We start from the raw sequence: 22668 nt of genomic DNA, 5'->3' as shown, positions 1-22668 counted from the left end.
GCCTTTACCTGTCCAGCTTTTCAACTGCACTTATAAAACAGTCTCCTCTTTCTTCAAAAGTTCTGAACTGATCCCAGCTTGCACAGGCGGGAGATAGAAGGAGTACATCCCCTGGACGGGTGAGTTCGTAGGCTAAGGGAACGGCCTCTTCCAATGTACCGGCCTGAATCGTATGCACTCCTGCATTTTCAGCGGCAGACGCAATTTTGGATGCTGTCTGTCCGTAGGTTACCACCCCGTGCACCCTCTTTTTCAGCCACGGTTCGAGGTCTTCAAATTCATTGCCCCGGTCCAGACCTCCCGCAATAAGAACCACAGGCCGCTCAAATGCTTTAAGAGCAGTTACAGTGGCAGGAATATTGGTTGCCTTGGAATTATTATAAATCTGTCGGCCGTTGAGATCCTCAACGAACTGCAGCCGGTGCCGCACACCGCTGAACGTTTTCAGCACCTCTGCGGCAGCCTGCCTATCCACTCCGTAATGGGTCGAAGCAAGCGCTGCTGCAAGGGCATTTTCAATGTTATGGTCACCTGGAAGGCTCATATCGTCCCGGTGCAGGAGAGGTTTTCCGTCAATCATGAGCCAGCCGTCTTCAAGCCAGCCGCCGCGGGTCAGCTTCTGACGGACAGAAAAAGGCTTTTTGATTCCGCAGGCCTGCTCCGCCAGCCTTTTTACTTCGGGATCATCACAATTATAGACCAGCACGCTCTGTTCATCTGTATTGGCGAACAGTCTGCCCTTTGCTTCTGCGTAGGCTTTACGTGTGCCGTGGTAATCAAGGTGGGCATCGATTATATTGAGCAGGACAGCCACTTCCGGTTTAAAGGAACGGGTGCCCATCAGCTGAAAGCTGGACAGCTCGGTTACAAGTACATCACTGCTGGCGGCGTCAGAGGCAACTTCACAGCTTACCTGGCCGATATTTCCGGCAATCCGGGGTGTCCTGCTCCCTTTTTTCAGGATTTCGTATGCAAGCATTGTGGTTGTCGTTTTTCCATTGGAGCCGGTTATACCTATAAAAGGCGCCTCACTGATTTCATAAGCCAGTTCCACTTCTGTAATTACCGGAACTCCAAGCTTTACTGCCCGTTCAACAAGGGGATTATCGTAGCGGATTCCCGGATTTTTTACCAGTGCAGCCAGATCACTGTGGACGAGTGAGAGCGGATGCTCCCCACAGACAACAGTGCACCCGGATTCCTGCAGTTTCCGGGCAGCCTCGTTTTCTTCCAGTGGTTTCTGATCGTTTACAGTCACCTTCGCCCCAAGGCTGTGAAGCAGCTCCGCTGCAGCTGTGCCGCTCTTGGCAAGTCCGAGCACCAGAACTTCTTTTCCGCGGTATTTGGAAATGTTTTTCATTTAGAGCCACACCTCCAGGTAGATTCCGGCAGCTGCAAAGAGAATTCCCACCAGCCAGAATGTGACGACTACCCGCCATTCACTCCAGCCGGACAATTCATAATGGTGGTGAAGAGGGCTCATTTTAAACACGCGTTTTCCTGTAGTTTTATAAGATGCGACCTGGATAATAACACTGAGCGTTTCAATTACAAATACTCCACCGATAATAACAAGCAGAAGTTCTGTTTTAGTGAGAATGGCTATTGAGGCAAGTGCTCCACCGAGGGCGAGAGACCCTGTGTCTCCCATAAAAACCTTTGCTGGATGGGCATTGAATACAAGGAAGCCGAGTACTGCACCGACAATGGCGGCACTGAACAGGGATACAGTGTACAGGGAAGCTGCATAGGCGACGATGGCAAACGCACCGAAAGCCACTGCTGCGGTTCCTGCAACAAGACCATCAAGTCCATCTGTCAGATTAACTGCGTTGGAGGACCCGACAAGCATGATAATAACGAGCGGAAAGTATAACCAGCCAATATCGACGCCTGCGTCAGTCCCCGGAATCATGATGACAGTGTCCAGCCCTGTGCGGACGAGAACAAAATAAAAAATTGCAGCAATAACAAGCTGACCGATAAACTTCTGTTTTGATGTTAGTCCGAGATTACGCTTTTTAGCGACTTTAATATAATCATCAAGAAATCCAAGAAGACCAAAACCGAGTGTTACGAGGAGAACGAGAAAAATCTCAACGTTAACGGAATGAAACACCCCTGCCATAATAAGGGTGGTTACAAAAATGGACAGAATAATCATAATACCGCCCATCGTCGGTGTGCCGGTTTTCTTTTTATGTGACTCCGGACCTTCGTCCCGAATACTCTGCCCGAATTTAAGACGTCTTAAAAAAGGAATAAAGAGTGGTGACAGAATCACCGTAATTAAAAATGACATAATTAATGCAAATAACAAACCTTGTTCCAGCATACTTTAGGAACTCCTTTCTGACCTCACTGACTACTGCAGGGACCGGCCTGCACCTTCAAACTGCACCCGGTGCTTAATTTTGTATTTTTATTCTGTTTCTTTATTTTCACTGAACGCTGCGTGAATTACTCAGCCCGTTTTGAATTTCCTCAGCTGAAAGTCCCATATGCATACCGGCAGCAACCGCATATAGAGCACTTTTGACTCTGATTTCCGAAGGTACGGAAAATCGAAAGTCAATTCCTTTCACCCTAAATGTGTGACTTTCACCATCCTTTGACAGACTGTCTGCGGAGAACAAAGCTCCTTCAGAACGCCCGCACGTCAGGGTCGTTTTATCCCAGTCACGTTCATATTGGGGCTCTTCGGCATCACAGATGATGACACAGCTCGCCTTGAGCCGGTCTGCCACTGCACAAATCCTTTCAGCCTGCTCTGTTTCCCCCCGGGAGCCTGAGGCAATCAGGTGGGACACAGGGAGAAATTCGGGGATCTCCATCAGGTCATCCGGCAGCTCGATAATGAACATTTCACAATCCATTGGTGTATTGAGAATTTCAGCCGTCAGGTTCTGCCTTTGTTCAGGAGAAAGAAGAGAGACTCTGAAGGCTGAACCGAAAACCGAGTACGCAGCCAGGGCAATTTCGGCTTTCCCTTCCCCTGCAGCACCAATAACAGAAGGGCCGGACTCTGCCAGCATGGCCTGTGCCATTGAATGAAGTGCTGCTTCCGGATCATCAGAGCTGTAAACAGTACAGTTTACAGGTGATTTCAGGGATACCACATCATCATGCTTTAAGAGAATACCCAAGGCTCCTCGTTTCTGGGCAAGACTGACTTCCTCCATAAGCCCTGCCCCGCAGGAGGGGACGAACAGGTCTCCAGGCTCCACCTGATCCGCCCGCCGGGAAACCGATTGAAAATCGTGCGGTTCCGTCCCTTTCTCATGACGGCAGTAGCTGGAAACAAATGACGAAGTAAGGTAAGTATTACTCATTTTCCTTCAGCGCCTTCACTGCTTCCCTTGCCACGGCACGATCATCGAAATCAAAAGTCCGGTCTCCGATAATCTGATACGTTTCATGACCTTTGCCGGCAATGAGTATAACATCTTTTTCACCGGCTTCCTGTACTGCCGTGAGAATGGCTCTTTCCCTGTCGGTAATAATCGTGTACTCCTGACCCTTCATACCTTCTTTCATGTCATTGAGTATGGCCCCGGGATCCTCCGAACGGGGATTATCAGAGGTGAGATATACATAGTCGGACAGCCGTTCAGCAATACCTGCCATTAAAGGACGCTTGGTCCGGTCCCGGTCCCCTCCACAGCCTACCACCGTGAGGATGCGGCCACGGGTAAAATCCCGGACAGCGGAAAGCACATTCTCAAGACTGTCAGGTGTATGGGCATAATCTACAAGAACGGTAAACGGATCATCAGGTGACGTAACTTTCTCCATTCTTCCTGCCACCCCGTGCACTTCCTCCAGGCTCTTTACAGCGTTTTCGAGTGGAACGCCGAAAGGTCTGACAGCGGCAATGGCTGCCAGTGCATTATAAATGGAAAATGCACCTACCATATTCAGTCTCACAGGCAGGGTTTTCTCCGGTGTTTTCAGAGTGAACGAGGCCCCGCCTTCGTCATATGAAGGTTCAAGAGCCCGTATATCGGCCTCGTTTTCTATACCGTAGGTAATAACGGGAGCCGCTGTCATTTTCAGAAGCTCCTCTACTGCTTCGTCATCACTGTTCAGGACAGCCAGAGGCTGTTTCCCCTGATGGTATCCGTTCCCCAGCTGGGCAAAAAGCAGTCCCTTTGCATGGAGATAGCGTTCCATTGTTCCATGGTAATCGAGGTGGTCCTGACTAAGATTTGTAAATACTGCCACGTTATAATGAACCCCTCTTACCCGACCCATCTCAAGGGCGTGTGAAGATACTTCCATTACCGCAGAGGTTACACCATGGTCCTTCATTTTGTGAAAGGTCTGCTGAAGGGGAAGTGATTCCGGTGTTGTATTTTTAACATCCTGGACCTGGCCGTCAAAGCGGGTGTACATTGTGCCGATCAGTCCGGGTTTCCGCCCTGCATCTGCCAGCACTTTTTCAATAAGGTGGGAAGTGGTTGTTTTCCCGTTTGTTCCTGTGATCCCGATCAGGTCAAGATCGGCAGTCGGGTAGTCATAAAAGGCACTGGCAATAAGAGCCATTGCGCGTCTGCTGTCTTTCACAACAACCTGGGGAACGTCCACCTCAAGTTTTTCTTCTGTAACAACAGCTGCTGCCCCCCGGCTTACAGCATCCGGTGCAAACGTATGGCCATCGACTGTAAATCCGCGGACGCAGATAAACAGACTCCCCGTTTTTACGTCACGGTTATCCATTTCAACCGATACGATCTCCGGGTCGTTCTGGCCTATGTATTCATAGGAAGGAAGTAATTGTAGTAGTGATGTCAGCTGCTTTGTCATGTGCAATCCCTCGTTTCGTTGTAGAACTGTATTTCAGCCTGTTTGTCTGTGAAGAAGAATGATGCGCGTTTGAACAGGGCGGAAGCTCCGCTGCAGGCGTTGCGGTTCGCGTGCACAGCGTCCGCCCGCAGCAGTTTCCTGTTATAAAACGTTCCATCTTTCATTATGCGAATCAGCCGGAATCACCGTCTGTAAAAAACCGCATTCTGCATTTTAATATCCGCCTTTGACAGCCGTCAGTTATCCTGAATGCCGTCTTTATTTTACTGGTCTTCTTCCGGTTTGTCATCCCGTTTCTCATCCATATACACGCGGACAACAGATCCGGCTTCGACTCTGGTGCCCGGTTCAGGTGACTGCAGAACAACTTCCCCGCCGCTGCCGGATGCATCCAGTTTTAACTCATAGTAGGACTGGTTAATATCTTTTACTGTGCGGCCGATCAGATCGGGCACTTCCACCAGCGGCTCTTCATTCCACATCCGCTCTTTTTCTATCTGGTCCTTTCGTTTTTCAACACCGAGCGCCTGAAGACTGTCTTCAATTATATTTCCGACAATCGGAGCGGCAACGATTCCACCGAACTGGAGCGTTTCCTTTGGATTATCCACCGCCACATAAACGACGATCTGCGGATCATCTGCAGGTGCAAAACCGATAAAAGAAACGATGTGGTTATTTTCCAGGTAACGGCCCCCTTCCGCTTTCTGAGCCGTACCGGTTTTCCCCCCGACCCGGTATCCTTCCACGAATGCGCCGCGGCCGGTTCCCTTGGCCACTACATGCTCAAGGGCACTGCGGATTTCAGCGGAAGTATCCTCGGAGATAATATCTTTTTTCATCCTTGGTGTTGTTTTTGACACAACCTCCCCGGTATCGGGATCAATCCATTCACCTGCCAGATACGGCTGGTACAAATAGCCCCCATTAACTGCTGCCGCCACTGCAGCAACCTGCTGAATAGGCGTGACACTTACCCCCTGGCCGAATGCTGTGGTGGCAAGCTCAAGAGGTCCAACGTTATCGATGTCAAACAGAATTCCTTTCCCCTCACCCTGGAGATCGATCCCTGTTTTCTCCCCGAAACCAAAATCGTGAATGTAATCAAAAAGGCGGTCTTTGCCGAGGCGTTCTCCCAGAACCACAAAGCCCGGGTTACACGAATTCTGCACGACTTCAAGGAAAGTCTGGGAGCCATGCCCGCCTTTTTTCCAGCACCTCAGGCGGTGTCCGGCTACTTCAATGGCACCAGGATCATGAAAATGGTCGTGTTTGAGATCAACAAGCCCCTCTTCAAGCGCTGCTGCAAGAGTAATAATTTTAAATGTGGATCCAGGTTCATACTGACTCCACACAGGCTTATTCTGATTGTAAATTTCAGGGGGAACTTCTGTAAACCTCCCGGGATCAAACCCCGGCCTCGAACTCATCCCGAGCACTTCCCCGGTGTTTGGATTCATTGCTATGGCAATGGCTCCATCCGGGTTATAAGTTGCTTCTGCAATATCCAGTTCCCTCTCTATGATTGTCTGAATCCTCGAATCGACCGTCAGTTTCAGATTCATCCCATCAAGTGGAGGTGTATACTCATCGGCAAGGTTCGGCATTCTCCGTCCCTTTGCATCAGAATAAAAGGAAACATGCCCCTGCTCCCCCTTCAAATACTCATCATAATAAAGCTCCAGTCCGGTCAGACCCTGATTGTCAATACCTGCAAAACCGAGCACGTGGGACAGATAATTTCCAAACGGATAATGCCTGCGGTTATCTTCAGCAATATAGACGCCATCGAGCTGAAGGAGTCTCACTTCACTTGCAAGTTCGTTGGATATTTTCCGGCCTTCAGGATTTATTCGTACTATTGATTCTCCTTTTGTCACCAGTTCATAGGCCCGCTGCCTGTCAATGCTGAGGACAGAGGCAAGCTGATCTGCTGTTCCTGCGGGATCACTTACCTGCCTGGGGACAACGAGAACACTCGGTGCACTTACGTTCGTTGCAAGGGGAATGCCGTTCCGGTCAAGAATTTCACCTCTTTTTGCCTCAAATGGGATATTCCTGCTCCATAAGTCAGAAGCTTTTCCGGAAAGCTCGTCACCCTGGACGAGCTGGACGTACCCCAGTCTTCCGGCAATCACTGAAAAAACCACCAGGCCCGCCATTAAAAAGATGATCAGTCGCCTGCGGACAGTAACATTTGATACCCGTTTATATTTCATCGCATGAACCTTCCTCTCAGAGTGGCTTGGTTCACATTTATGTAAAAAGAGGACAGGTTAGAACCTGTCCTCACGCTGATGAAATCGGGCTAGTCCATAAAGAAATCTTCTTCCTCGTCTTCTTCATCCTCGAAATCCGCTTCTTCGGAAGTCTCTTCCTGTTCCACGGCCTCATCTTCCGAAGCCGCCGGTTCCTCTCCAGCTTCCCCGTAACCGAGTTCAATCAGGAGCTGCTGCCCCTCCGTTACCTCGGCCCCAGGTTCAATGCTCTGTTCCGTAACATACCCGTTCCCTTCAGCTGTGACTGACAGGCCTGCAAGGTTGGCCCATGCATGAACATCCCTGCCTGACCAGCCATTGAAATCGGGAAGCGTATAGTCCGAAGTATCCGTAAGCAGGAAGACACGCTCACCAGGGAGAATCTGGGATCCAGGCTCAGGTACCTGCGACACAATTTTGCCGCTGTCACCTATGACAATCGGGGTGAGAGCCGCGTTTTCGATGACTTCGGCAGCTTCAGCAGGACGGTCACCAGTAAAATCCGTAAGTACCTCGCCTGCATCACTTACTTCTTCCTCACGGTTTTCCTGCGGCATAATGTTCAGATACTGCAGACTCTGCTGCATGACCGGCCTGAACACTTTTGAGACCGGCACCGAGCCGCTTTCATGAAGTTCTATTTCCGGTCTGTCAACTGCTACATAGACAACCACTTCAGGGTCGTCAGCAGGAGCCATGCCCATGAAGGAGAAGATGTAGTTGCCGTGTCCTGTCAGCCTTCCGGGGCCGTCAGGATTATTGATTTGGGCTGTTCCTGTTTTACCGGCAATGTCGAAACCGTCAATGGCATATGGCTGACCTGTTCCGGCAGATTCAGTCACTACCGTTTCCATCAGTTCCAGTACACGTGCAGCCGTTTCCTCCGAAATCGGATTCCCGGCCAGTTCCGGCTCCGTCTGATGGATGACATCTCCTGTTTCCGGGTCGGAAATGCTGTCCAGTACGTAGGGTTTCATCATTTCCCCGCCATTTGCAATCGCCGTGGCAGCCTGAATCTGCTGAATAGGCGTGATGGCTGAGCCCTGCCCGAAAGCAGTGGTTGCAGCATCAATAGGACGGAAATCGGCTATGGCACTTGTCGCTTCCTGAGGAAGATCAATGCCGGTAGGCTCCCTGAAGCCGAATGCATCCATATATTCAAACAGTTTATCAGGATTCAGTTTTTCGAGGGCCAGTTTGGAAAAAGCCACGTTTGACGAACGCTGGAAGCCTTCATCAAAAGTAATCTCCCCCCATCCGCGCCCGCCGTTATGATCCGGGATCCGGTCGGGACCGATCTGATATGTACCCGACTGATAAAGTTCATCCCCGTTATAAACACCTTCTTCAATGGCAGCAGCAAGGGTAAATGCTTTTATCGTTGAACCGGGTTCAAACCTGGAAGAAACAGCAAAGTTTGTGTAGTTGGTAATCGATTCATATTCATTAGGGTTAAAACTCGGCCTGTTGCTCATAGCAAGAATTTCACCGGTTTTTGGATCCGCCACAATCCCGATCATCCGCTCGGGTGAATATTCTTCGTCCACCTGTGTAAGCGCCTGCTCAAGAACCATCTGAATTTTATGGTCCAGGGTGAGCTTTACATCGTAGCCGTCCTTAGCCGGTTCTATGGAATGTTCACCACCGGCAAGGCGGCGTCCCTGCCCATCCCTCTGATAGGTGATTCTGCCGTCTTCCTCAGATAAGTATTCATCAAGACTTGCTTCCAGTCCCATCCGGGCTTCACTCATATCACGCTCGGTATAACCGAGGATATGGGAGGCAAACATCTGGTTCGGATAAAAACGGGTAGGATCTTTTCTGAAAACGATCCCGTCCAGTTCCATCGCTTCAATTTCATCGCGCTGCTCCACTGTAAGATACCTCGCCCCGGGGATTTCAACCTGGTAAAGGTCATTGCGTGAGAGCCGCTCTTCAAGGGCAGCAGCATCCAGATCAAGCACGGAGGCAATCTTTCCTGCCGTGTCTGCAGGATCTGTAACCGGCCTGCTGTAATCCGGATGAAGAATGGCAATCATCGTGTAAGACGCTACTTCCTCGGCAATGGCATTGCCATCACGATCGAGAATAGAACCGCGTTTCGCTTCAATAGCGTGACTCTGTGACCATCTCTGTTCAATCAGTTCATTAAGGTCCTCATCCTGCACTTCTTTCGCCGCCTGTATATACACAAACCGCCCAAAAACGCCGGCAATAAATAAAAGGAAGATTACGAGTATCCCAAGGGCACGCCAGGTAATCTTCCTGCTTTTAATAACTTCCATTTTTTACACCCGCTCCATTAATCCTGATTCCGGTTCTGAATGAGGTTTACGTTCTGATCATTCAGTGTCATACCCATTTCTCCTGCAATGGAGAGGATGCGGTCAGGATCGGACAGGCCTTTCACCTGCAGGGAAAGCCCTTCATTTACTGTTGACTGATCGGCAATTGCCATTTCAGTCTGCTGAATTTCATGGTTGGCAATGTAAATGGATGCATAATTAGAAACAACAATATAGGCTGCGAAAACAACTGCCAGAAGTGCAAGAGGATAAAGGATTTTCTCCCCTTTGGTAAGCCCGCCTTTAAACACCCGCTGTCTGACAGTCTGTGTTTCTGTATGCGGCGCTCCCTGTATGTGCCGCTCGTGTACATGCTGTCTGGCTGTACTCATTAACTACCCCTCCCCTGGTTTTTCTCTGCAATCCGCAGCTTGGCGGATTTCGCTCTTGGATTTCTCTCTAGTTCTTCCTTATCAGCCGTAATCGGCTTTCGCGGCACCAGTGTCAGTTCCGGCTTGAATTCTTCAGGAATGACGGGCAGTCCTTTCGGCAGGTCAGGTGTGGAGCTTTTCTGTTTAAACACCTGCTTGCAGATCCGGTCTTCAAGGGAGTGAAATGTAATAACAGCAATTCTGCCTCCCGGCGCAGTAATTTCTATTGCCTCCTGAAGAGCGTGCTCAAACACATCAAGCTCTTCGTTCACTGCAATCCGGATTGCCTGAAACGTCCGCTTGGCAGGATGCCCCCCTTTTCGTCTTGCAGGAGCAGGAATCGCGTCTTTTATAATCTCAACGAGTTCCCCTGTCGTTTCAATCGCCTTTTCTTCACGTTTAGCTTCTATTTTTCTGGCGATCTGTTTAGCGAAACGCTCTTCCCCGTAACGGCTGATGATGTGCATCAGGTCATGGAACGACCACTCATTTACAACAGTAAAGGCCGTCAGTTCCTGTGTCTGATCCATCCTCATATCCAGCGGTGCATCGTAACGGTAGCTGAATCCCCTGTCCGCTTCGTCAAACTGCGGTGAAGAGACACCGAGGTCAAAAACGACACCGTCAACGCTGGTTATTCCGATGGAAGCAAGTTCTTCTTTAATGTGGCGGAAGTTAGAACGTATGAATGTAATCCGTTCCCTGTAAGGTTCCAGACGTTCTTTAGCTGCCTTCAGTGCCCGGTCGTCCTGGTCAAAGGCAATCAGCCTCCCGCTGTCACCAAGCTCCCGGACAATCCTTTCACTGTGGCCGCCGCCTCCGAGTGTACAGTCCACATAGATGCCGTTCGGTTTTATTTTCAATCCTTCGACTGTTTCTTCCCTGAGTACCGTTTCGTGTTCAAACATCTGCTGCACCTGTCCCTTTTTTACGTTTACAAATCAAAGTCGACGATTCCCTCTGCAATCTCTGCAAAGGAGTCTTCGGATTCTTCTACATACTCTTCCCAGATTTCTTTACTCCATATTTCCACACGGTTTGAGACACCAATGATGACACACTCTTTTTCAAGCTTTGCATAAGACCTGAGTACACCGGCAATGTTTGCCCTCCCCTGCTTGTCCAGTTCACATTCAGTTGCACCGGAAAAGAAAAAACGGGTAAATGCCCTGGCGTCCTTTTTGGTAAAAGGAAGTGCTTTAAGCTTCTGTTCTAAGTGTCTCCATTCTTCTTCGGGATAAACAAAAAGACATTGGTCCAACCCTCTTGTTACCACGAAGGAGGAGCCGAGATCTTCACGGAATCGGGCGGGAATAATCATCCTGCCTTTATCGTCAATGTTGTGACGATACTCTCCCATAAACATCTGCGGCACCCCCTCCCCCACTTCTTATCACTAATTTACCACATCCCCCCACTTTCCTCCACTTCTTTTTGAAATAAGTTTTGAAACTGTAATATTTTTTTCTGCTTTAGTAATTCACACTTGTTTTATCATCCCGAATCTTTACGCCTGAATCGAAAAAAGCCTGGTATATTAAGGTTTACGCCGTCACCCCGCGAAGGGCAAAACAGTCTGTCTTTTAAGGAAAAATGGAGTGGGGAAAAGTGGGGAAATTTTACGGATTTCTGCCCTCAGGAAGGTTGGAACACAGCAGCCCATGGAAGTGATTTGCGGCAGACTGAAAACCCGGGGTAAGAGAGACTGTTTCAATACCAGTGCGGAAAAACCCCGTCTATCTGTCTCACAGCCATTCATGACAAAAAAACCGCAGAAATATTCTGCGGCTGTAAGCTAAAGGTATACAATTGTATGTTCGTGACTGAGCGGGGGGTTCTCCCTGATTCTGCAGTTCAGGTCACGTATGAGGTCAGGACCGTACTCGTTCAGAAAAGGAAGAACATTGATAACCCGCTCCTGAAGGCCCCCCTCGGGGCGCAGGGCAGCACTGAGGCTGTCGTAACCCGTGACCCCCGGTGCCAGATCCCTTTTAACTTCTCTGTCCACTTCCTTTTCATACCGCTCCAGCATGTTCAGGGCACCCTCTTCAAAAGTGTCCGCTTTATGAGGAATCAGATCGTTTTCGGAAAGACTGTTTCTGAGACGCTGCAGCACTTCCCGCATTTCACTCTCCGCACGTTCGAATACCGGACTGTAGTCAACAGGCCTGCGGGCAGACTGCCATTCGTGTTTATCTTTCTGAACACCATTTGCAATTACCTTATGAATATCTGCATCCAGGCGGCCCGCATAGCGCTGTGTTCTCCTGTCACAGATCGTGATCTGCATCCTCGGCAGAAGAGGAGGCATCTTATAATCAAAATTCTGAAACACCTCTCCCAGTGTCCCCCAGTATTTTATTTCACCCGGGCCTGAAACAAAGCCCAGGACAGGGAGGAGCCACTCCTGCATAAGCGGCCTTGTCACAACATTATTACTCAGCGCTCCAGGGCTTCCTGCTTTCTGCTCCACTTCGCTGAAAGTCCAGCTGAAACGGCCATCCCGGTCTGTAAAAGTACCGTTATCCTCCGAAGCATATAACAGGATACGCTCGCCTTTATGGTGGATAAAAAGATGCGAAAGCGCGGCATCAATCGTCACCGGTTCACCAAATCCCGCTTCCCTGAACGCTTCTGCCCTCGATACAAACGAACTTCTGATTTCGCGGTTCTTTCTGACGAGCTCCCTGAAGAAGGGACCCTCCAGATGCCTTATATCAGGATCATGGGCGTCCATAAGAACGATTCCGGTTCCTTTAAACAGTGTGTGAACAAGAGCAGCAAAGAAATCCACATACGTCTCGGATGAGGCAAGCAGACGATTCCACTCCTCAAAAAGGGGACCGGTAAACGCCGTTTCACGAAGGTGGCGGAAAGAACTGAGAAGACGCTCAGCCGTCTCCTCATTTTTCACCGGTCTTTCCGATGCGGCAATTTTTACATCGTTGCGCTCCCGTACAGATACCCGTTTGATTTCATCCCTGTAGTGAACAAAAATGTGATTAATTTCATCAATATCGTGATCCTCACCTGCTATCCAGAACACCGGGACAACCGGGATCCCCGTTTCATCTTCAGCACGGGCAGCTTCCGTCAGAATTGAAATAATCTTATTAACAGTATACAGCGGACCTGTAAAAATCCCGGCCTGCTGGCCGCCTGCAATCACCGCAGAATTTTCAGCCGTAAGCTTTTCAATCTGTCTGAATGTTTCTTCACAGTCTGTATATCTGCGATTAAATGCAGAAAGAACCCCGGCAAGTTCCGTTCTGTTAAACTGCCGTTCTGAAAGTTCTGCTGCTCTTTCCTTCAGATCTTCAGGACCAGACCCGTAATCATAAAAAGAGAGCAGTCTGCTATTCTGCTCTATGTACTGATCCAGAAAAGGATTAACACCTTTTATATGTTCATACTTTATCTGCATAGAGTAACAACCTTTCAGCTTCTCATGACTGTTATTTCGAGTACCGTTATTTCATTGCTCTATTATAGCAGAGTTTTTTTTCATGACCAACGAAACGCACCGGGTTCACGCTGCAATCGTCAAAACCGAACCTACGATGGCCAGAACAACATAGAGAACCAGAAACAGAACAAACTGAAAACGCCAGACACCCTTTGCAATTCGGAAAAAACGGATATCTTCATATTTTCTCCAGTGAACGAACGTAAAGATGATAGCCAGGAAAAGCATAACGGCAAAGATATACTGAATGAGGGACAGACCCCATATTTCAAGGATAAAAAAATGAACTGCCAGTACAAAAAACAGCAGCGACCCATCAGCAGCAGCTCTCAGGGCGACTCCTTTATTTTTAGTCACCTTTACCGTAACAATGTAAATAAGATACAGTGCAATAAAAGGCACTGTTACCAGCGTAGCCGCCACTCCCCCAATAATACTCACAGCCGCAGCCCCCTCCTTTCAAGTCCTTTTACCGAACGGTGAACAAATTCTGTCACCGGAACAGGGGTGCCGTTCTCTCCTGCTTTTTTCAGCACGTAACCTGTAATTGCATCGGCTTCTGTAAGTCTCCCTTTCATAAGGTCCATACACATTGAGGAGTGATTCTCCGACGTGCCCAGAATGACCTCCTCCACAAACTCCCACCCAGGTGCTCCTTTTAAAACCCCGGCCACCTCAGCGTAGAGCTGCCGGGCATTCCCTTCAAGTTCACCATTGTCACACAGACTCCCATTACTAACCTGGTAAATTGCTGTGAGCGGATTAATAACGGCATTCACCACAAGTTTATCAATCATATCCTGTTCGATGGAATGGGTCAGCGCTGCGTTAAGGCCGGCTCCGGTTAAACCCCGGCAGAATGCATCTGCTGCAGGAGAGGCTTCTCCTCCTGCCGGACCCGCTTTCAGCATTCCGGTGCCTGTGTGCCTCACAGAGTGCGGTTCGCCCCTGAGTGCCCCGTGGGTCATCACGCACCCGTAAATCGAGGGACCGGTAAGTTTCTCAGAGGCCTTTTCAAGATGGCCCATCCCGTTCATGAGGAAAAACACCGGCCCCTTAAAACCCGAATCTGCAATTTCCTCCAGTACAGGCTCAAGGTGAAACTGCTTCACCGCAGCTATCGTTACATCCGCATCGGATGGAACGTTCACCGGAACAGAATGAATCCCCGTTACTTCCTCATACACCCCGTCACGTTCCAGTACCACCCCACGCTCCAGGATCCGCTCAGCCTGTCCGGCGGTTCTCGTTATGAGGGTTACGTCAAAACCCGCTATTCTGCTGTAAGCAGCCGTAAGCAACCCCGCCGCGCCGCCTCCAATCACATTCACCTTCATTACGTTCACCTTCTGTTCAGCCGCTGTATTTGCCGTATATTTTATCATAAATTCCATTTGTGCACGGTTTTTCCTCTTTTATTTAAAAAATTACTTTTAATAGAAACAGGATTGTGAAGGGTTTCCATTAATGCGCTTTCATTTTTGGAGTGGAAATTTTAAAAACATATAGATTATTCTGTTGTCATTATTGTAAAATAGGAAGTAATCGAATTGTTGGAGGGACAGCCATGGTTGATATCCAGGAAGTTAAGCGCTTACGCATTAACTTTAAAACACTTGAAGAGTTTGAGAACTTTCGTGAATATGGACTGCAGGAGCTGTCCATGAAAGAGGATCTCGAGGGCAATATGGTGGACAATGACGAAGAATCACCATTTTACGGGATTTACTACGGTGACAAACTCGTAGCAAGAATGAGTCTGTACAAAGTGGACAGTAAGTTCGACCGCTACTTCGAACCTCCCCAGGACTATTATGAACTGTGGAAACTCGAAGTTCTTGAACCATATAAAGGAAAAGGATTCGGAAGATCCCTTGTTGATTATGCAAAGTCACTCGGACTTCCAATCAAAACAAATGCACGTCAGCGGTCCGATGAATTCTGGACACTCATGGGATTTGAACCACTCACTTACGATACTCAGCGGGACAGGGGCGAAAATCCGTACGTCTGGTTTCCGCAGGGCGTAAAAGAACAGAAAACCGATCAGGAGTAACTTAACTGATCTGTGCCGGCACCTGCTGTTCATCTTTAAGGCAGAGTCTGCTGTGGATTCAAGCCAAAATAAGAAGAACAGGCTCTGTTATGACGGGCCCGTTCTTCTTTTCATTTACACTGCAAAGTCACGACAGATTATCTGCAGTATTTTTGTTTCGTTTTGCTGCACGCTCGACGACATTAATCATCAGCTGATAATCCTGCTTCATGATATCGTAATCGCCTTTAACCTTGTTCAGCTCTTTACTGAGAACTTCATTCTCCTGCCGCAGGGCAGCCACCGCTTCTGCCAGCTCATTCGCGTCCTCTGCAGCTCCTGCACTTTCCAGCTTTTCCCGCTGCTCATGCAAAAATGCAATCACTTCATCAAATACTCCGACAATTCCCTTAGGGGCAGATTCACCGCCGCTATTCACCGAACGCGGGTAATCCACTCCATTTTCCACATGACCTTTTTTACCCTTAACTGCCTTTCTCTGCTTCTTCGCAAGCTGGATGGCGGTTTCATACTTTTTTCTGATTGCAGAATTCCACCGGAAGCCGCACGCTGCCGGCGTTCTGGAAAGTCTGCGTCCAACCTCTTCAAATGCAGCAAGCTGCGTGCTTCCATCCCGTATATGGCGGAGTACTGTTTCTGCCAATGTCAGATCTTCATCATTGTTCCATGCATCCTGCCGAACCAATCGGCACCCCCTCCTTTTTAAATTCCTCACTGTTCATCTCATATCTATGCAGATGATAGAAAAGATAGACTTCGTTCTCTTAATTTAAGTATAAACTGAAGGGCTGGTCCTATTCAGAAACATGGGACATGTCCGGGTATTACCGGCTTTTACTCCCATTACCTCCTGTACTCCTTTTCCTTTTTGATAGAAACAATTCCACCGCTTCATGGTGGGCATCCATTTCCCAGAGCACAGCACAGCGCCTTACTTCACGATCAACCGAAGCAGCCAGGGTTTCTCTTTCCTGTTCTGTTCTCAGTGTCTGTTTATAGGCGGCTATGACTTCCTTTCCGGTATGAGCCCACTGGCTGCACCAAAGCCTCAGCTCTTCGTCACTTTCCACTATTTTGTTTATCCATCTGATCTTTTTCCCTTCCTCAGCCGAAAACAGCCTGGCGCTGCCAAGCATGGTCAGAGCAGTGGTGTAAGGAACCTTTTCCTTCAGAAAACTGGCACCACCCCATCCGGTCGTGATCGCAAGCGTCCCCTGAATGAACCCGGTTCGGCTGCCAGGCAGTGAAAGTCTGTAATCACATGAAGCAGCAATTTCACAGCCCCCGCCTACGGCATGCCCGTTCAGATAAGCAACAGTGATAACCGGCAGATCTGCAATCCGTTTTAAAAGCCGGCTGACAGGTCTCAGCATGGAAAGTGCCTCCTCCTCTGTCCTGAGAGAATGGAACTTTGTCAGATCTCCACCTGAACAGAAAATACCCTTCTTCCCCTGCAGTATCATTACGCTGATATCAGGATCCGACTCAGCCTGCGAAACTGCTTCCCCCAGGCGGTCTGCTACATCAAAATCCACCGCATTTTTAACTTCCGGCCGATTAATTGTAACCCACAGCAGATTCTCTTCTTTTCTCACTTCCACTTTACTTCTCTTTCCGCTCATATCCGGGTCCCCTTCCGTGCATTTATGTAACCGCTTTCTCCCTGCATAAAAAAAAATAGCCGAGGCGATTCTTGCAGCAAAAAGCTCCACTGCACACCTTCCCCTCGCATCATCCAGACCACTTACTTTCCCCTACAAAAAAAAGGCAGGAAGGAGTACCTTCCTGCTGCCCATCCGGGTCTTATTTGTTTACAACTTCTTTTCCTTTGTAAGAACCGCAGGCTTTGCATACGCGGTGGGAAAGCTTCTGCTCTCCGCAGTCCGGGCACGCTACCATGCCAGGTACAGTAAGCTTCTGGTGTGTACGGCGCTTATTTTTACGGGTTTTACTCGTTCTTCTAAAAGGTACGGCCATGTCTGACACCTCCCTGATATTCGTTCATGTCTGCCCTTTGACAGACCGTTACTTGTCAAAAAACTTTTCAAGTTCCTTCAGCCGGGGATCGACTTTCTTCTCCTGTTCCTCCTCGGAAACAAGTTCCCAGTCTTTGCCCTGAACAGGAGCCGGTCCTTCCTCCGCTTCGCTGAAGACCTGCATCGGTTTCTCAAGCAGTATACGTTCTTTCACGTACGGCATTAAATCAACCGTGTTATCATCCAGCTCATGAACGTCATCTTCCTCTTCGAAGGTGGCCCATTCATCCAACTTGAAGATCTCGTTGGCTTCGATTGAGAAAGGATATTCCACATCATTCAGCGTCCTTGAGCAGGGCAGCGTCATTTCACCGCTGATCCGGAGTTTAAACCTCACGGAATTACGGGTAAATGATGCATCGCCCGTTACGTGTACGGGACTGATGTGCCGGATTTCACGATCTCTTTCCTGCAGCTCTGATACATCAACCGATTCGTCGATGTGTAATCCTTTATGCTTTAAGGATAACAACTGTTGAACCGACCATTTCATTCTATTTCACCTCAAGACAACAAATGTAATTATATCCTTGCCGATTTCTTTTGTCAAGGTAACTTCTTTACATCATCAGTATACATTTTACCCGAACTGGAGGCTTTAAACCATCCTGTTTTCCTCCTCGGAAATTCAGTGTAACAGACTTGATGTTCTGATTAAAGAAGACCGCTCTGTTTACGGGGAGGATTTTCACTTAATTGGGTTACCAGGAAGTAAGAAGGTTTAAACCACAGCGGTTTTTGATTAGAATTAAAATAAGAATGATTTATGCCAAGGAGATGCTGGAAGTGAAAACAACCGGACTAGTTGTAGAATATAACCCTTTTCATAACGGACATCAGTATCATCTGACAGAATCCCGTAAACTCAGCGGAGCTGATATAGTCATCGCTGTCATGAGCGGCCCGTTCCTTCAGCGTGGCGAACCGGCCATCACCGACAAGTGGACGCGGACCAGAATGGCACTGAAGGGAGGCTGTGATATTGTAGTTGAACTTCCTTTTGCCTACGCTGTCCAGCATGCCAGCGTTTTTGCCCGGGGAGCCGTTGCCATCCTGGAAAAACTGGGAGCTTCATCTGTCGTCTTCGGCAGTGAGGACGGGAATACGGACCGTTTCCACCAGACTGCCCGGCTGCTTCAGGCCAGATACCCGGAATACAGTCACCATATGAAAAAAGCCCTCTCTGACGGCCTCAGTTACCCTGCGGCTGCAGCCAGTGCCTACAGAACAATTGCTTCAGATGATTTTACCGGAGTGGATCTGAGCGAACCAAACAACATCCTCGGTCTTCAGTACTGTGAGGCTGCTGCAGAACTTGGGGGACGCATCGAACCGCTGACCATTACAAGGGAACAGGCAGGCTACCACGATCCGGTTGCAGGAGATGGCCCCATAGCAAGTGCAACCAGTATACGGAGGATCCTGTTTTCCCCTGATTCAGACCTGGAGGATATCCGCAAATACGTACCGGAGACAACTTACCAGTGCCTGAAGGAGTATAAGGAAGAGTGGGGCGGATTTCACAGCTGGGAGGACTACTTTCCTCTTTTCCGTCACAGACTTGTTACCAGCTCCCCCGAAGACCTGCGTTCCATCTGTGAGATGGAGGAAGGTCTTGAGCACCGATTCAAAAAAGGGCTTTCCCATGCCGAGGACTGGGAAACATTCCTTTCATTCGTCAAAACTAAACGTTATACAAGAACCCGCCTTCAGAGAGCGATGGTTCATATGCTTATGAACACAGGAAAAAAGTGGCTCAAAGATTATGGTGATCCGCTGAAACCTTCCTATATCCGGCTCCTCGGCATGACTGCTGCCGGCCAGGAGTACCTTTCTTCGGTGAGAAAAGATCTGGATGTACCACTTGTTGCAAATGCTTCACGGGGTGAAGACCCTCTTTTTGAGAAAGACATCGAGGCCTCAACGGTACATCACCTGCCTTTAGTGGAGCGGGCCGGCGGCAGTATGGTTAAAGAATACCGTGAAACACCTGTACGGATCAAAAAAACCGGAAGTGCCTTCGTTTAAGGCACTCCGGTTTTTGTTTTACTCTGCTCTGTAAATTTGACGGACAGGAGCTGTACTAAACGACATCCACTCCCTTTCCGCGGCGGTAACGCTGAGCCTCCCCGGCAACACCTTTAGGTTTACTGGAGATTTTCCAGGTAGGTAAGAGCTTCATCAAAAGTATCGATTCCGGCTACTTCCATGTCTGTTCCAATGCTTTGGGCAGTTTCCATGGCAATCTCATAGTTGGACCCCTCCACCCCATTTTCATTGGGGACAAAAAACACGGCTGCACCGGCACTGTCTGCTGCAATGACTTTCTGCTTAACCCCGCCGATTCTGCCAACCTCACCATCTTCATTGAGTGAACCGGTTCCAGCTATATGGTGCCCCCTGGTAATGTCCTCTTCTGTCAGCTGATTATAAATTTCCAGTGAAAACATCAGACCTGCCGATGGACCGCCGATCTGCCTGGTGTCAATTGTAACTTCAGGGGATTTAATAAGTTCCCTGTCGGTTACAGGATGGGCAATCCCGATTCCCCCGCGTTCTCCTGACGGATCAAGTTCTTCGGGGAAGTGATCCACCGCAAGCACAACTTCCAGAGTATCGCCATCCCGCTCCACTCTCAGCTCAACCTGATCCCCTATCCGGGCGTCTCCCAGTTCGTCGAGAAGATCCTGAGCTGTCTGCGTTTCCATCCCGTTGACAGCTGTAATTCTGTCTCCGGGTTCGAGCTTGGCCTCCGCATCCATACCTTCCACGAAGCTGGTAACAATTACCCCGTAATTCTCAAAGTAGGCTTCTTTTCCCGCATTTCTGTACGCCACCAGAATGGCTGTATCCTGTGAGTTGGCCATCATCATAAGCTGCCGGTGGTGATATTCCTCATCGGACTCCCCCTCCGGCCGAATCAGGCTTTCATGGACCAGATCTCTCTCGGTACTGAGGAGTGACCACACATAATTCACTGTGTTCGACCTGCCCATTCTTACAGTCGTCAGACTGAGGGATCCATCATATTCAAATCCCTCATCCACTTCAATAACTTCACTGAGCACCTTGGCGTCTCCGGGAATACTGAAGTAGTACGGCAGCTGATAAAAATTGATAAATACCAGTATAAGCAGGAAAATGCCCCAGCTGAATGCGGACCCTTTAATCGTTCTCCGTTTCTCGTTGCTCATGCTGCTTCTCCTTCCACGCCGCAATGCTTTCCTTAAAGGAGACGAGATGCTTTTCCATTTCCCGTTCCCCCTGCAGGATTATCTCCTCAACCTCTGTAAATTGAGTGGCTTTAATATGTTTAAAGATTGGCCGTACCATTAAATCTGTCTCAATTTCCCTGAAACGTACCATTTCCTTTTCCATAATGTCCATGCTCTGCATGATGACATCATAAATAGAGGTAATCTCAGGTTCTTTATTAAAATAGGACACGTCCACAGCAATGACAAGGTCCGCCCCCATCTCCTTCACTACACTCACGGGAACCCGGTCGATGACACCTCCGTCAACGTACAGACGCCCCTCTATCCGCTCAGGCACAAGAATCCCGGGTATGGCAATGCTTGCCCTGACAGCTCTAGTGGCATCCCCTGTCGTAAACACCGCCTTTTCTCCTTTTTTCAGATCCGTGGCAATTACTGAAACCGGAGGAGAAAGCTCTTCAAGTTTTTTCTGTTTCATGAGCATTCTGATGACACTTTTAGCCTTATCACCTTTTATAAATCCCATTTTCGGAACAGTAAAATCAAGAAAAAACTTTCTCCTGAACTGAAGGGCCATTTTTTCAATCATTTCAGGTGAGTGTCCGGCACTGAAAAGTGTGCCGATCAGGGCCCCCATGCTGCTGCCCGCGATGTAATCAACATTGATCCCTTCCCTGAGAAGCACTTTCAGTACACCGATATGCGCGAAACCTCTGGACCCTCCGGAACCCAGAGCCAAACCGATTTTCGGGTTCATGATTACCTCCCTCAACCTCCTGAATCAAGGTCTAATCTCCCTGAAATTACGTATATTTTAGCGAGGACAAGTTTATGACCGGGAGGAGGCCCGCCCTTGACCGCCTCACACTTTAAAACGATCGTATACGGAGGCTCAGCGGCTTTTCTCGCTGTCGCCTTTCTGGTTTTCCCGAAAGAGGCCTATGAAGCCTCCATCAGGGGGCTTAGTATGTGGTGGGAGGTCGTTTTCCCTTCCCTTCTGCCCTTTTTTATTCTTTCCGAACTCCTGATCGGGTTCGGAGTCGTTACGTTTATAGGTGTATTATTTGAACCCGTTATGCGGCCACTGTTCAGGGTGCCGGGCTCAGGCGGTTTTGTCTGGGCGATGGGGATGGCTTCCGGATTCCCTGCAGGTGCGCGGCTTACAGCCAGGCTCAGGAAAGACAGGAAACTGACGAGAATTCAGGCAGAGCGTCTGGCATCGTTTACGAACGCATCCAATCCTGTTTTCATATTCGGCGCCATTGCCGTCGGCTTTTTCCATAACCCCCAGCTTGGACTTCTTCTGGCTGTCTGTCATTACTCCGGAAATCTGCTTACAGGGCTTGCCATGCGGTTTTACGGTTCAGATGAAAGCGACAGCGGGAAAGACAGCCGCCTTTCAGTCAGGCAGGCATTCCGGATGATGCATAAGGAGCGGATCAGGGACAGACGTCCCCTCGGAAAAATCCTCGGGGATGCCGTACATTCTGCAGTTTCAACACTGCTTATGATCGGCGGGTTTATCATTTTATTCTCTGTATTAAATCAGCTTCTGACCGTGCTCCATGTGTCACAATTGTTTGCAGTAGTACTTACCATTATACTCGCATTTTTCCAGATTCCAAACGAATTAAGCCCCTCCCTGATCTCAGGCCTGTTTGAAATTACAATCGGCAGTCAGATCGCAAGTCAGACTGAGGGAATTCCTCTGTTTTTCAAGGCAGTGGTGGTCAGCTTTATTCTCGGTTTCAACGGCTTCAGTGTTCAGGCCCAGGTTGCCAGTATCCTTGCCGAAACGGACATTCGTTTCAAACCCTTCTTTGCGGCGAGGCTTTTACACGGTTTCTGTGCTGCTGTTCTTGCTGCTCTCCTGTTTAAGCCCCTTTACCTGAGCAGGGTGACTGAGCCGGTGTCGGGGCCGGATTCAGGCACGGCTGTCAATAATATCTTTGTCGGTATTTATGACTGGCTCACGGTTTATGGGGGACTGATTACCCTGTTTACGCTCGTTATGTATATTTTCTATCGTGCCGTACGTTCAGCTGGACCATCGCGACTCTGATTTAAAAAGACGGACGGATCATAGGAAAACCCGTCCGCCTTATTCTTTTC

21 protein-coding genes are annotated in these 22668 nt (G+C 49.0%); 3 read left to right on the top strand and 18 right to left on the bottom strand.

Annotated features, from left to right (window positions below; all coding sequences use genetic code 11):
• Positions 1 to 4: 4 nt before the first annotated feature.
• The 12 genes from murD to FGB90_RS02040 all read right to left on the bottom strand — a co-directional run bounded on the left by murD (position 5) and on the right by FGB90_RS02040 (position 14583).
• Positions 5 to 1360, bottom strand: coding sequence for a UDP-N-acetylmuramoyl-L-alanine--D-glutamate ligase (murD, locus tag FGB90_RS02095; RefSeq protein ID WP_138808916.1), 1356 nt, complete (start codon positions 1358 to 1360; stop codon positions 5 to 7).
• The gene (mraY, locus tag FGB90_RS02090; RefSeq protein ID WP_138808915.1) at positions 1361 to 2335 is read right to left on the bottom strand and encodes a phospho-N-acetylmuramoyl-pentapeptide-transferase; all 975 of its coding nucleotides are present in this window, start codon (positions 2333 to 2335) and stop codon (positions 1361 to 1363) included.
• Positions 2336 to 2441: 106 nt separating this feature from the next.
• Positions 2442 to 3332, bottom strand: coding sequence for a UDP-N-acetylmuramoyl-tripeptide--D-alanyl-D-alanine ligase (locus tag FGB90_RS02085; protein ID WP_138808914.1), 891 nt, complete (start codon positions 3330 to 3332; stop codon positions 2442 to 2444).
• On the bottom strand, positions 3325 to 4806 hold the full coding sequence (locus tag FGB90_RS02080) for a UDP-N-acetylmuramoyl-L-alanyl-D-glutamate--2,6-diaminopimelate ligase (protein ID WP_138808913.1): 1482 nt from the start codon (positions 4804 to 4806) through the stop codon (positions 3325 to 3327). Before FGB90_RS02080 ends, FGB90_RS02085 begins: the two co-directional genes overlap by 8 nt.
• 263 nt (positions 4807 to 5069) lie before the next feature.
• A complete protein-coding gene (locus FGB90_RS02075) occupies positions 5070 to 7025 on the bottom strand; it encodes a stage V sporulation protein D (RefSeq protein WP_138808912.1) in 1956 nt (651 codons plus the stop codon).
• Between the two features lie 89 nt (positions 7026 to 7114).
• Positions 7115 to 9349, bottom strand: coding sequence for a penicillin-binding protein (locus FGB90_RS02070; protein ID WP_138808911.1), 2235 nt, complete (start codon positions 9347 to 9349; stop codon positions 7115 to 7117).
• A gap of 17 nt (positions 9350 to 9366) precedes the next feature.
• Positions 9367 to 9741, bottom strand: a complete 375-nt coding sequence (gene ftsL, locus FGB90_RS02065; RefSeq protein WP_138808910.1) for a cell division protein FtsL — start codon at positions 9739 to 9741, stop codon at positions 9367 to 9369.
• Entirely contained in the window at positions 9741 to 10688 is a 948-nt protein-coding gene (gene rsmH / locus FGB90_RS02060; RefSeq protein ID WP_138808909.1) for a 16S rRNA (cytosine(1402)-N(4))-methyltransferase RsmH, read from the bottom strand. Before rsmH ends, ftsL begins: the two co-directional genes overlap by 1 nt.
• 26 nt (positions 10689 to 10714) lie before the next feature.
• The gene (mraZ, locus tag FGB90_RS02055; protein ID WP_138808908.1) at positions 10715 to 11146 is read right to left on the bottom strand and encodes a division/cell wall cluster transcriptional repressor MraZ; all 432 of its coding nucleotides are present in this window, start codon (positions 11144 to 11146) and stop codon (positions 10715 to 10717) included.
• Between the two features lie 429 nt (positions 11147 to 11575).
• Entirely contained in the window at positions 11576 to 13204 is a 1629-nt protein-coding gene (bshC, locus tag FGB90_RS02050; RefSeq protein ID WP_138808907.1) for a bacillithiol biosynthesis cysteine-adding enzyme BshC, read from the bottom strand.
• A 105-nt stretch (positions 13205 to 13309) separates the two neighbouring features.
• Positions 13310 to 13687, bottom strand: coding sequence for a DUF3397 domain-containing protein (locus FGB90_RS02045; protein WP_138808906.1), 378 nt, complete (start codon positions 13685 to 13687; stop codon positions 13310 to 13312).
• The gene (locus FGB90_RS02040; protein ID WP_171051667.1) at positions 13684 to 14583 is read right to left on the bottom strand and encodes a 2-dehydropantoate 2-reductase; all 900 of its coding nucleotides are present in this window, start codon (positions 14581 to 14583) and stop codon (positions 13684 to 13686) included. The genes FGB90_RS02045 and FGB90_RS02040 overlap by 4 nt, the downstream gene beginning before the upstream one ends.
• A 230-nt stretch (positions 14584 to 14813) precedes the next feature.
• Between FGB90_RS02040 and FGB90_RS02035 the strand changes: the two genes are divergently transcribed.
• The gene (locus FGB90_RS02035) at positions 14814 to 15302 is read left to right on the top strand and encodes an N-acetyltransferase (RefSeq protein WP_138808904.1); all 489 of its coding nucleotides are present in this window, start codon (positions 14814 to 14816) and stop codon (positions 15300 to 15302) included.
• Positions 15303 to 15429: 127 nt separating this feature from the next.
• Here the strand turns inward: FGB90_RS02035 and FGB90_RS20060 are convergent, their stop codons facing one another.
• The 4 genes from FGB90_RS20060 to FGB90_RS02015 all read right to left on the bottom strand — a co-directional run bounded on the left by FGB90_RS20060 (position 15430) and on the right by FGB90_RS02015 (position 17831).
• The gene (locus FGB90_RS20060; protein WP_138808903.1) at positions 15430 to 15987 is read right to left on the bottom strand and encodes an RsfA family transcriptional regulator; all 558 of its coding nucleotides are present in this window, start codon (positions 15985 to 15987) and stop codon (positions 15430 to 15432) included.
• A gap of 139 nt (positions 15988 to 16126) precedes the next feature.
• Positions 16127 to 16924: an enoyl-CoA hydratase/isomerase family protein gene (locus FGB90_RS02025; RefSeq protein WP_138808902.1), complete on the bottom strand. Its 798-nt coding sequence runs from the start codon at positions 16922 to 16924 to the stop codon at positions 16127 to 16129.
• Positions 16925 to 17105: 181 nt separating this feature from the next.
• Complete coding sequence (gene rpmF, locus FGB90_RS02020) at positions 17106 to 17279, bottom strand: 50S ribosomal protein L32 (RefSeq protein ID WP_138808901.1); 174 nt, start codon at positions 17277 to 17279, stop codon at positions 17106 to 17108.
• A 48-nt stretch (positions 17280 to 17327) separates the two neighbouring features.
• Entirely contained in the window at positions 17328 to 17831 is a 504-nt protein-coding gene (locus FGB90_RS02015) for a YceD family protein (RefSeq protein ID WP_138808900.1), read from the bottom strand.
• Between the two features lie 293 nt (positions 17832 to 18124).
• On the opposite strand from FGB90_RS02015, the gene FGB90_RS02010 reads away from it, so the two are divergent.
• On the top strand, positions 18125 to 19366 hold the full coding sequence (locus tag FGB90_RS02010) for a nucleotidyltransferase (RefSeq protein ID WP_171051666.1): 1242 nt from the start codon (positions 18125 to 18127) through the stop codon (positions 19364 to 19366).
• A gap of 119 nt (positions 19367 to 19485) precedes the next feature.
• Here the strand turns inward: FGB90_RS02010 and FGB90_RS02005 are convergent, their stop codons facing one another.
• Entirely contained in the window at positions 19486 to 20532 is a 1047-nt protein-coding gene (locus FGB90_RS02005) for a SepM family pheromone-processing serine protease (RefSeq protein WP_138808898.1), read from the bottom strand.
• Positions 20504 to 21313: a patatin-like phospholipase family protein gene (locus FGB90_RS02000; protein ID WP_171051665.1), complete on the bottom strand. Its 810-nt coding sequence runs from the start codon at positions 21311 to 21313 to the stop codon at positions 20504 to 20506. Before FGB90_RS02000 ends, FGB90_RS02005 begins: the two co-directional genes overlap by 29 nt.
• Positions 21314 to 21409: 96 nt before the next feature.
• On the opposite strand from FGB90_RS02000, the gene ylbJ reads away from it, so the two are divergent.
• The gene (gene ylbJ / locus FGB90_RS01995; RefSeq protein ID WP_138808897.1) at positions 21410 to 22618 is read left to right on the top strand and encodes a sporulation integral membrane protein YlbJ; all 1209 of its coding nucleotides are present in this window, start codon (positions 21410 to 21412) and stop codon (positions 22616 to 22618) included.
• Positions 22619 to 22668: the final 50 nt, after the last annotated feature.

Origin of the sequence: Alteribacter natronophilus, assembly GCF_006007885.1 — a bacterium.
GTDB classification, from domain to species: domain Bacteria; phylum Bacillota; class Bacilli; order Bacillales; family Salisediminibacteriaceae; genus Alteribacter; species Alteribacter natronophilus.
The sequence above is the reverse complement of the archived record's forward strand: the minus strand, read 5'-3'. Positions and strand labels throughout refer to the sequence as shown.

Bases quoted from the DNA above. Each gene is read 5' to 3' on its own strand.
- FGB90_RS02085 (WP_138808914.1), bottom strand. From the start codon at position 3,332: ATGAGTAATACTTACCTTACTTCGTCATTTGTTTCCAGCTACTGCCGT.
- FGB90_RS02005 (WP_138808898.1), bottom strand. From the start codon at position 20,532: ATGAGCAACGAGAAACGGAGAACGATTAAAGGGTCCGCATTCAGCTGG.
- mraY (WP_138808915.1), bottom strand. From the start codon at position 2,335: ATGCTGGAACAAGGTTTGTTATTTGCATTAATTATGTCATTTTTAATT.
- FGB90_RS02015 (WP_138808900.1), bottom strand. From the start codon at position 17,831: ATGAAATGGTCGGTTCAACAGTTGTTATCCTTAAAGCATAAAGGATTA.
- FGB90_RS02040 (WP_171051667.1), bottom strand. From the start codon at position 14,583: ATGAAGGTGAATGTGATTGGAGGCGGCGCGGCGGGGTTGCTTACGGCT.
- murD (WP_138808916.1), bottom strand. From the start codon at position 1,360: ATGAAAAACATTTCCAAATACCGCGGAAAAGAAGTTCTGGTGCTCGGA.
- rpmF (WP_138808901.1), bottom strand. From the start codon at position 17,279: ATGGCCGTACCTTTTAGAAGAACGAGTAAAACCCGTAAAAATAAGCGC.
- FGB90_RS02035 (WP_138808904.1), top strand. From the start codon at position 14,814: ATGGTTGATATCCAGGAAGTTAAGCGCTTACGCATTAACTTTAAAACA.
- FGB90_RS02000 (WP_171051665.1), bottom strand. From the start codon at position 21,313: ATGAACCCGAAAATCGGTTTGGCTCTGGGTTCCGGAGGGTCCAGAGGT.
- rsmH (WP_138808909.1), bottom strand. From the start codon at position 10,688: ATGTTTGAACACGAAACGGTACTCAGGGAAGAAACAGTCGAAGGATTG.
- bshC (WP_138808907.1), bottom strand. From the start codon at position 13,204: ATGCAGATAAAGTATGAACATATAAAAGGTGTTAATCCTTTTCTGGAT.
- FGB90_RS02075 (WP_138808912.1), bottom strand. From the start codon at position 7,025: ATGAAATATAAACGGGTATCAAATGTTACTGTCCGCAGGCGACTGATC.
- FGB90_RS02070 (WP_138808911.1), bottom strand. From the start codon at position 9,349: ATGGAAGTTATTAAAAGCAGGAAGATTACCTGGCGTGCCCTTGGGATA.
- FGB90_RS02080 (WP_138808913.1), bottom strand. From the start codon at position 4,806: ATGACAAAGCAGCTGACATCACTACTACAATTACTTCCTTCCTATGAA.
- ftsL (WP_138808910.1), bottom strand. From the start codon at position 9,741: ATGAGTACAGCCAGACAGCATGTACACGAGCGGCACATACAGGGAGCG.
- mraZ (WP_138808908.1), bottom strand. From the start codon at position 11,146: ATGTTTATGGGAGAGTATCGTCACAACATTGACGATAAAGGCAGGATG.
- FGB90_RS02025 (WP_138808902.1), bottom strand. From the start codon at position 16,924: ATGAGCGGAAAGAGAAGTAAAGTGGAAGTGAGAAAAGAAGAGAATCTG.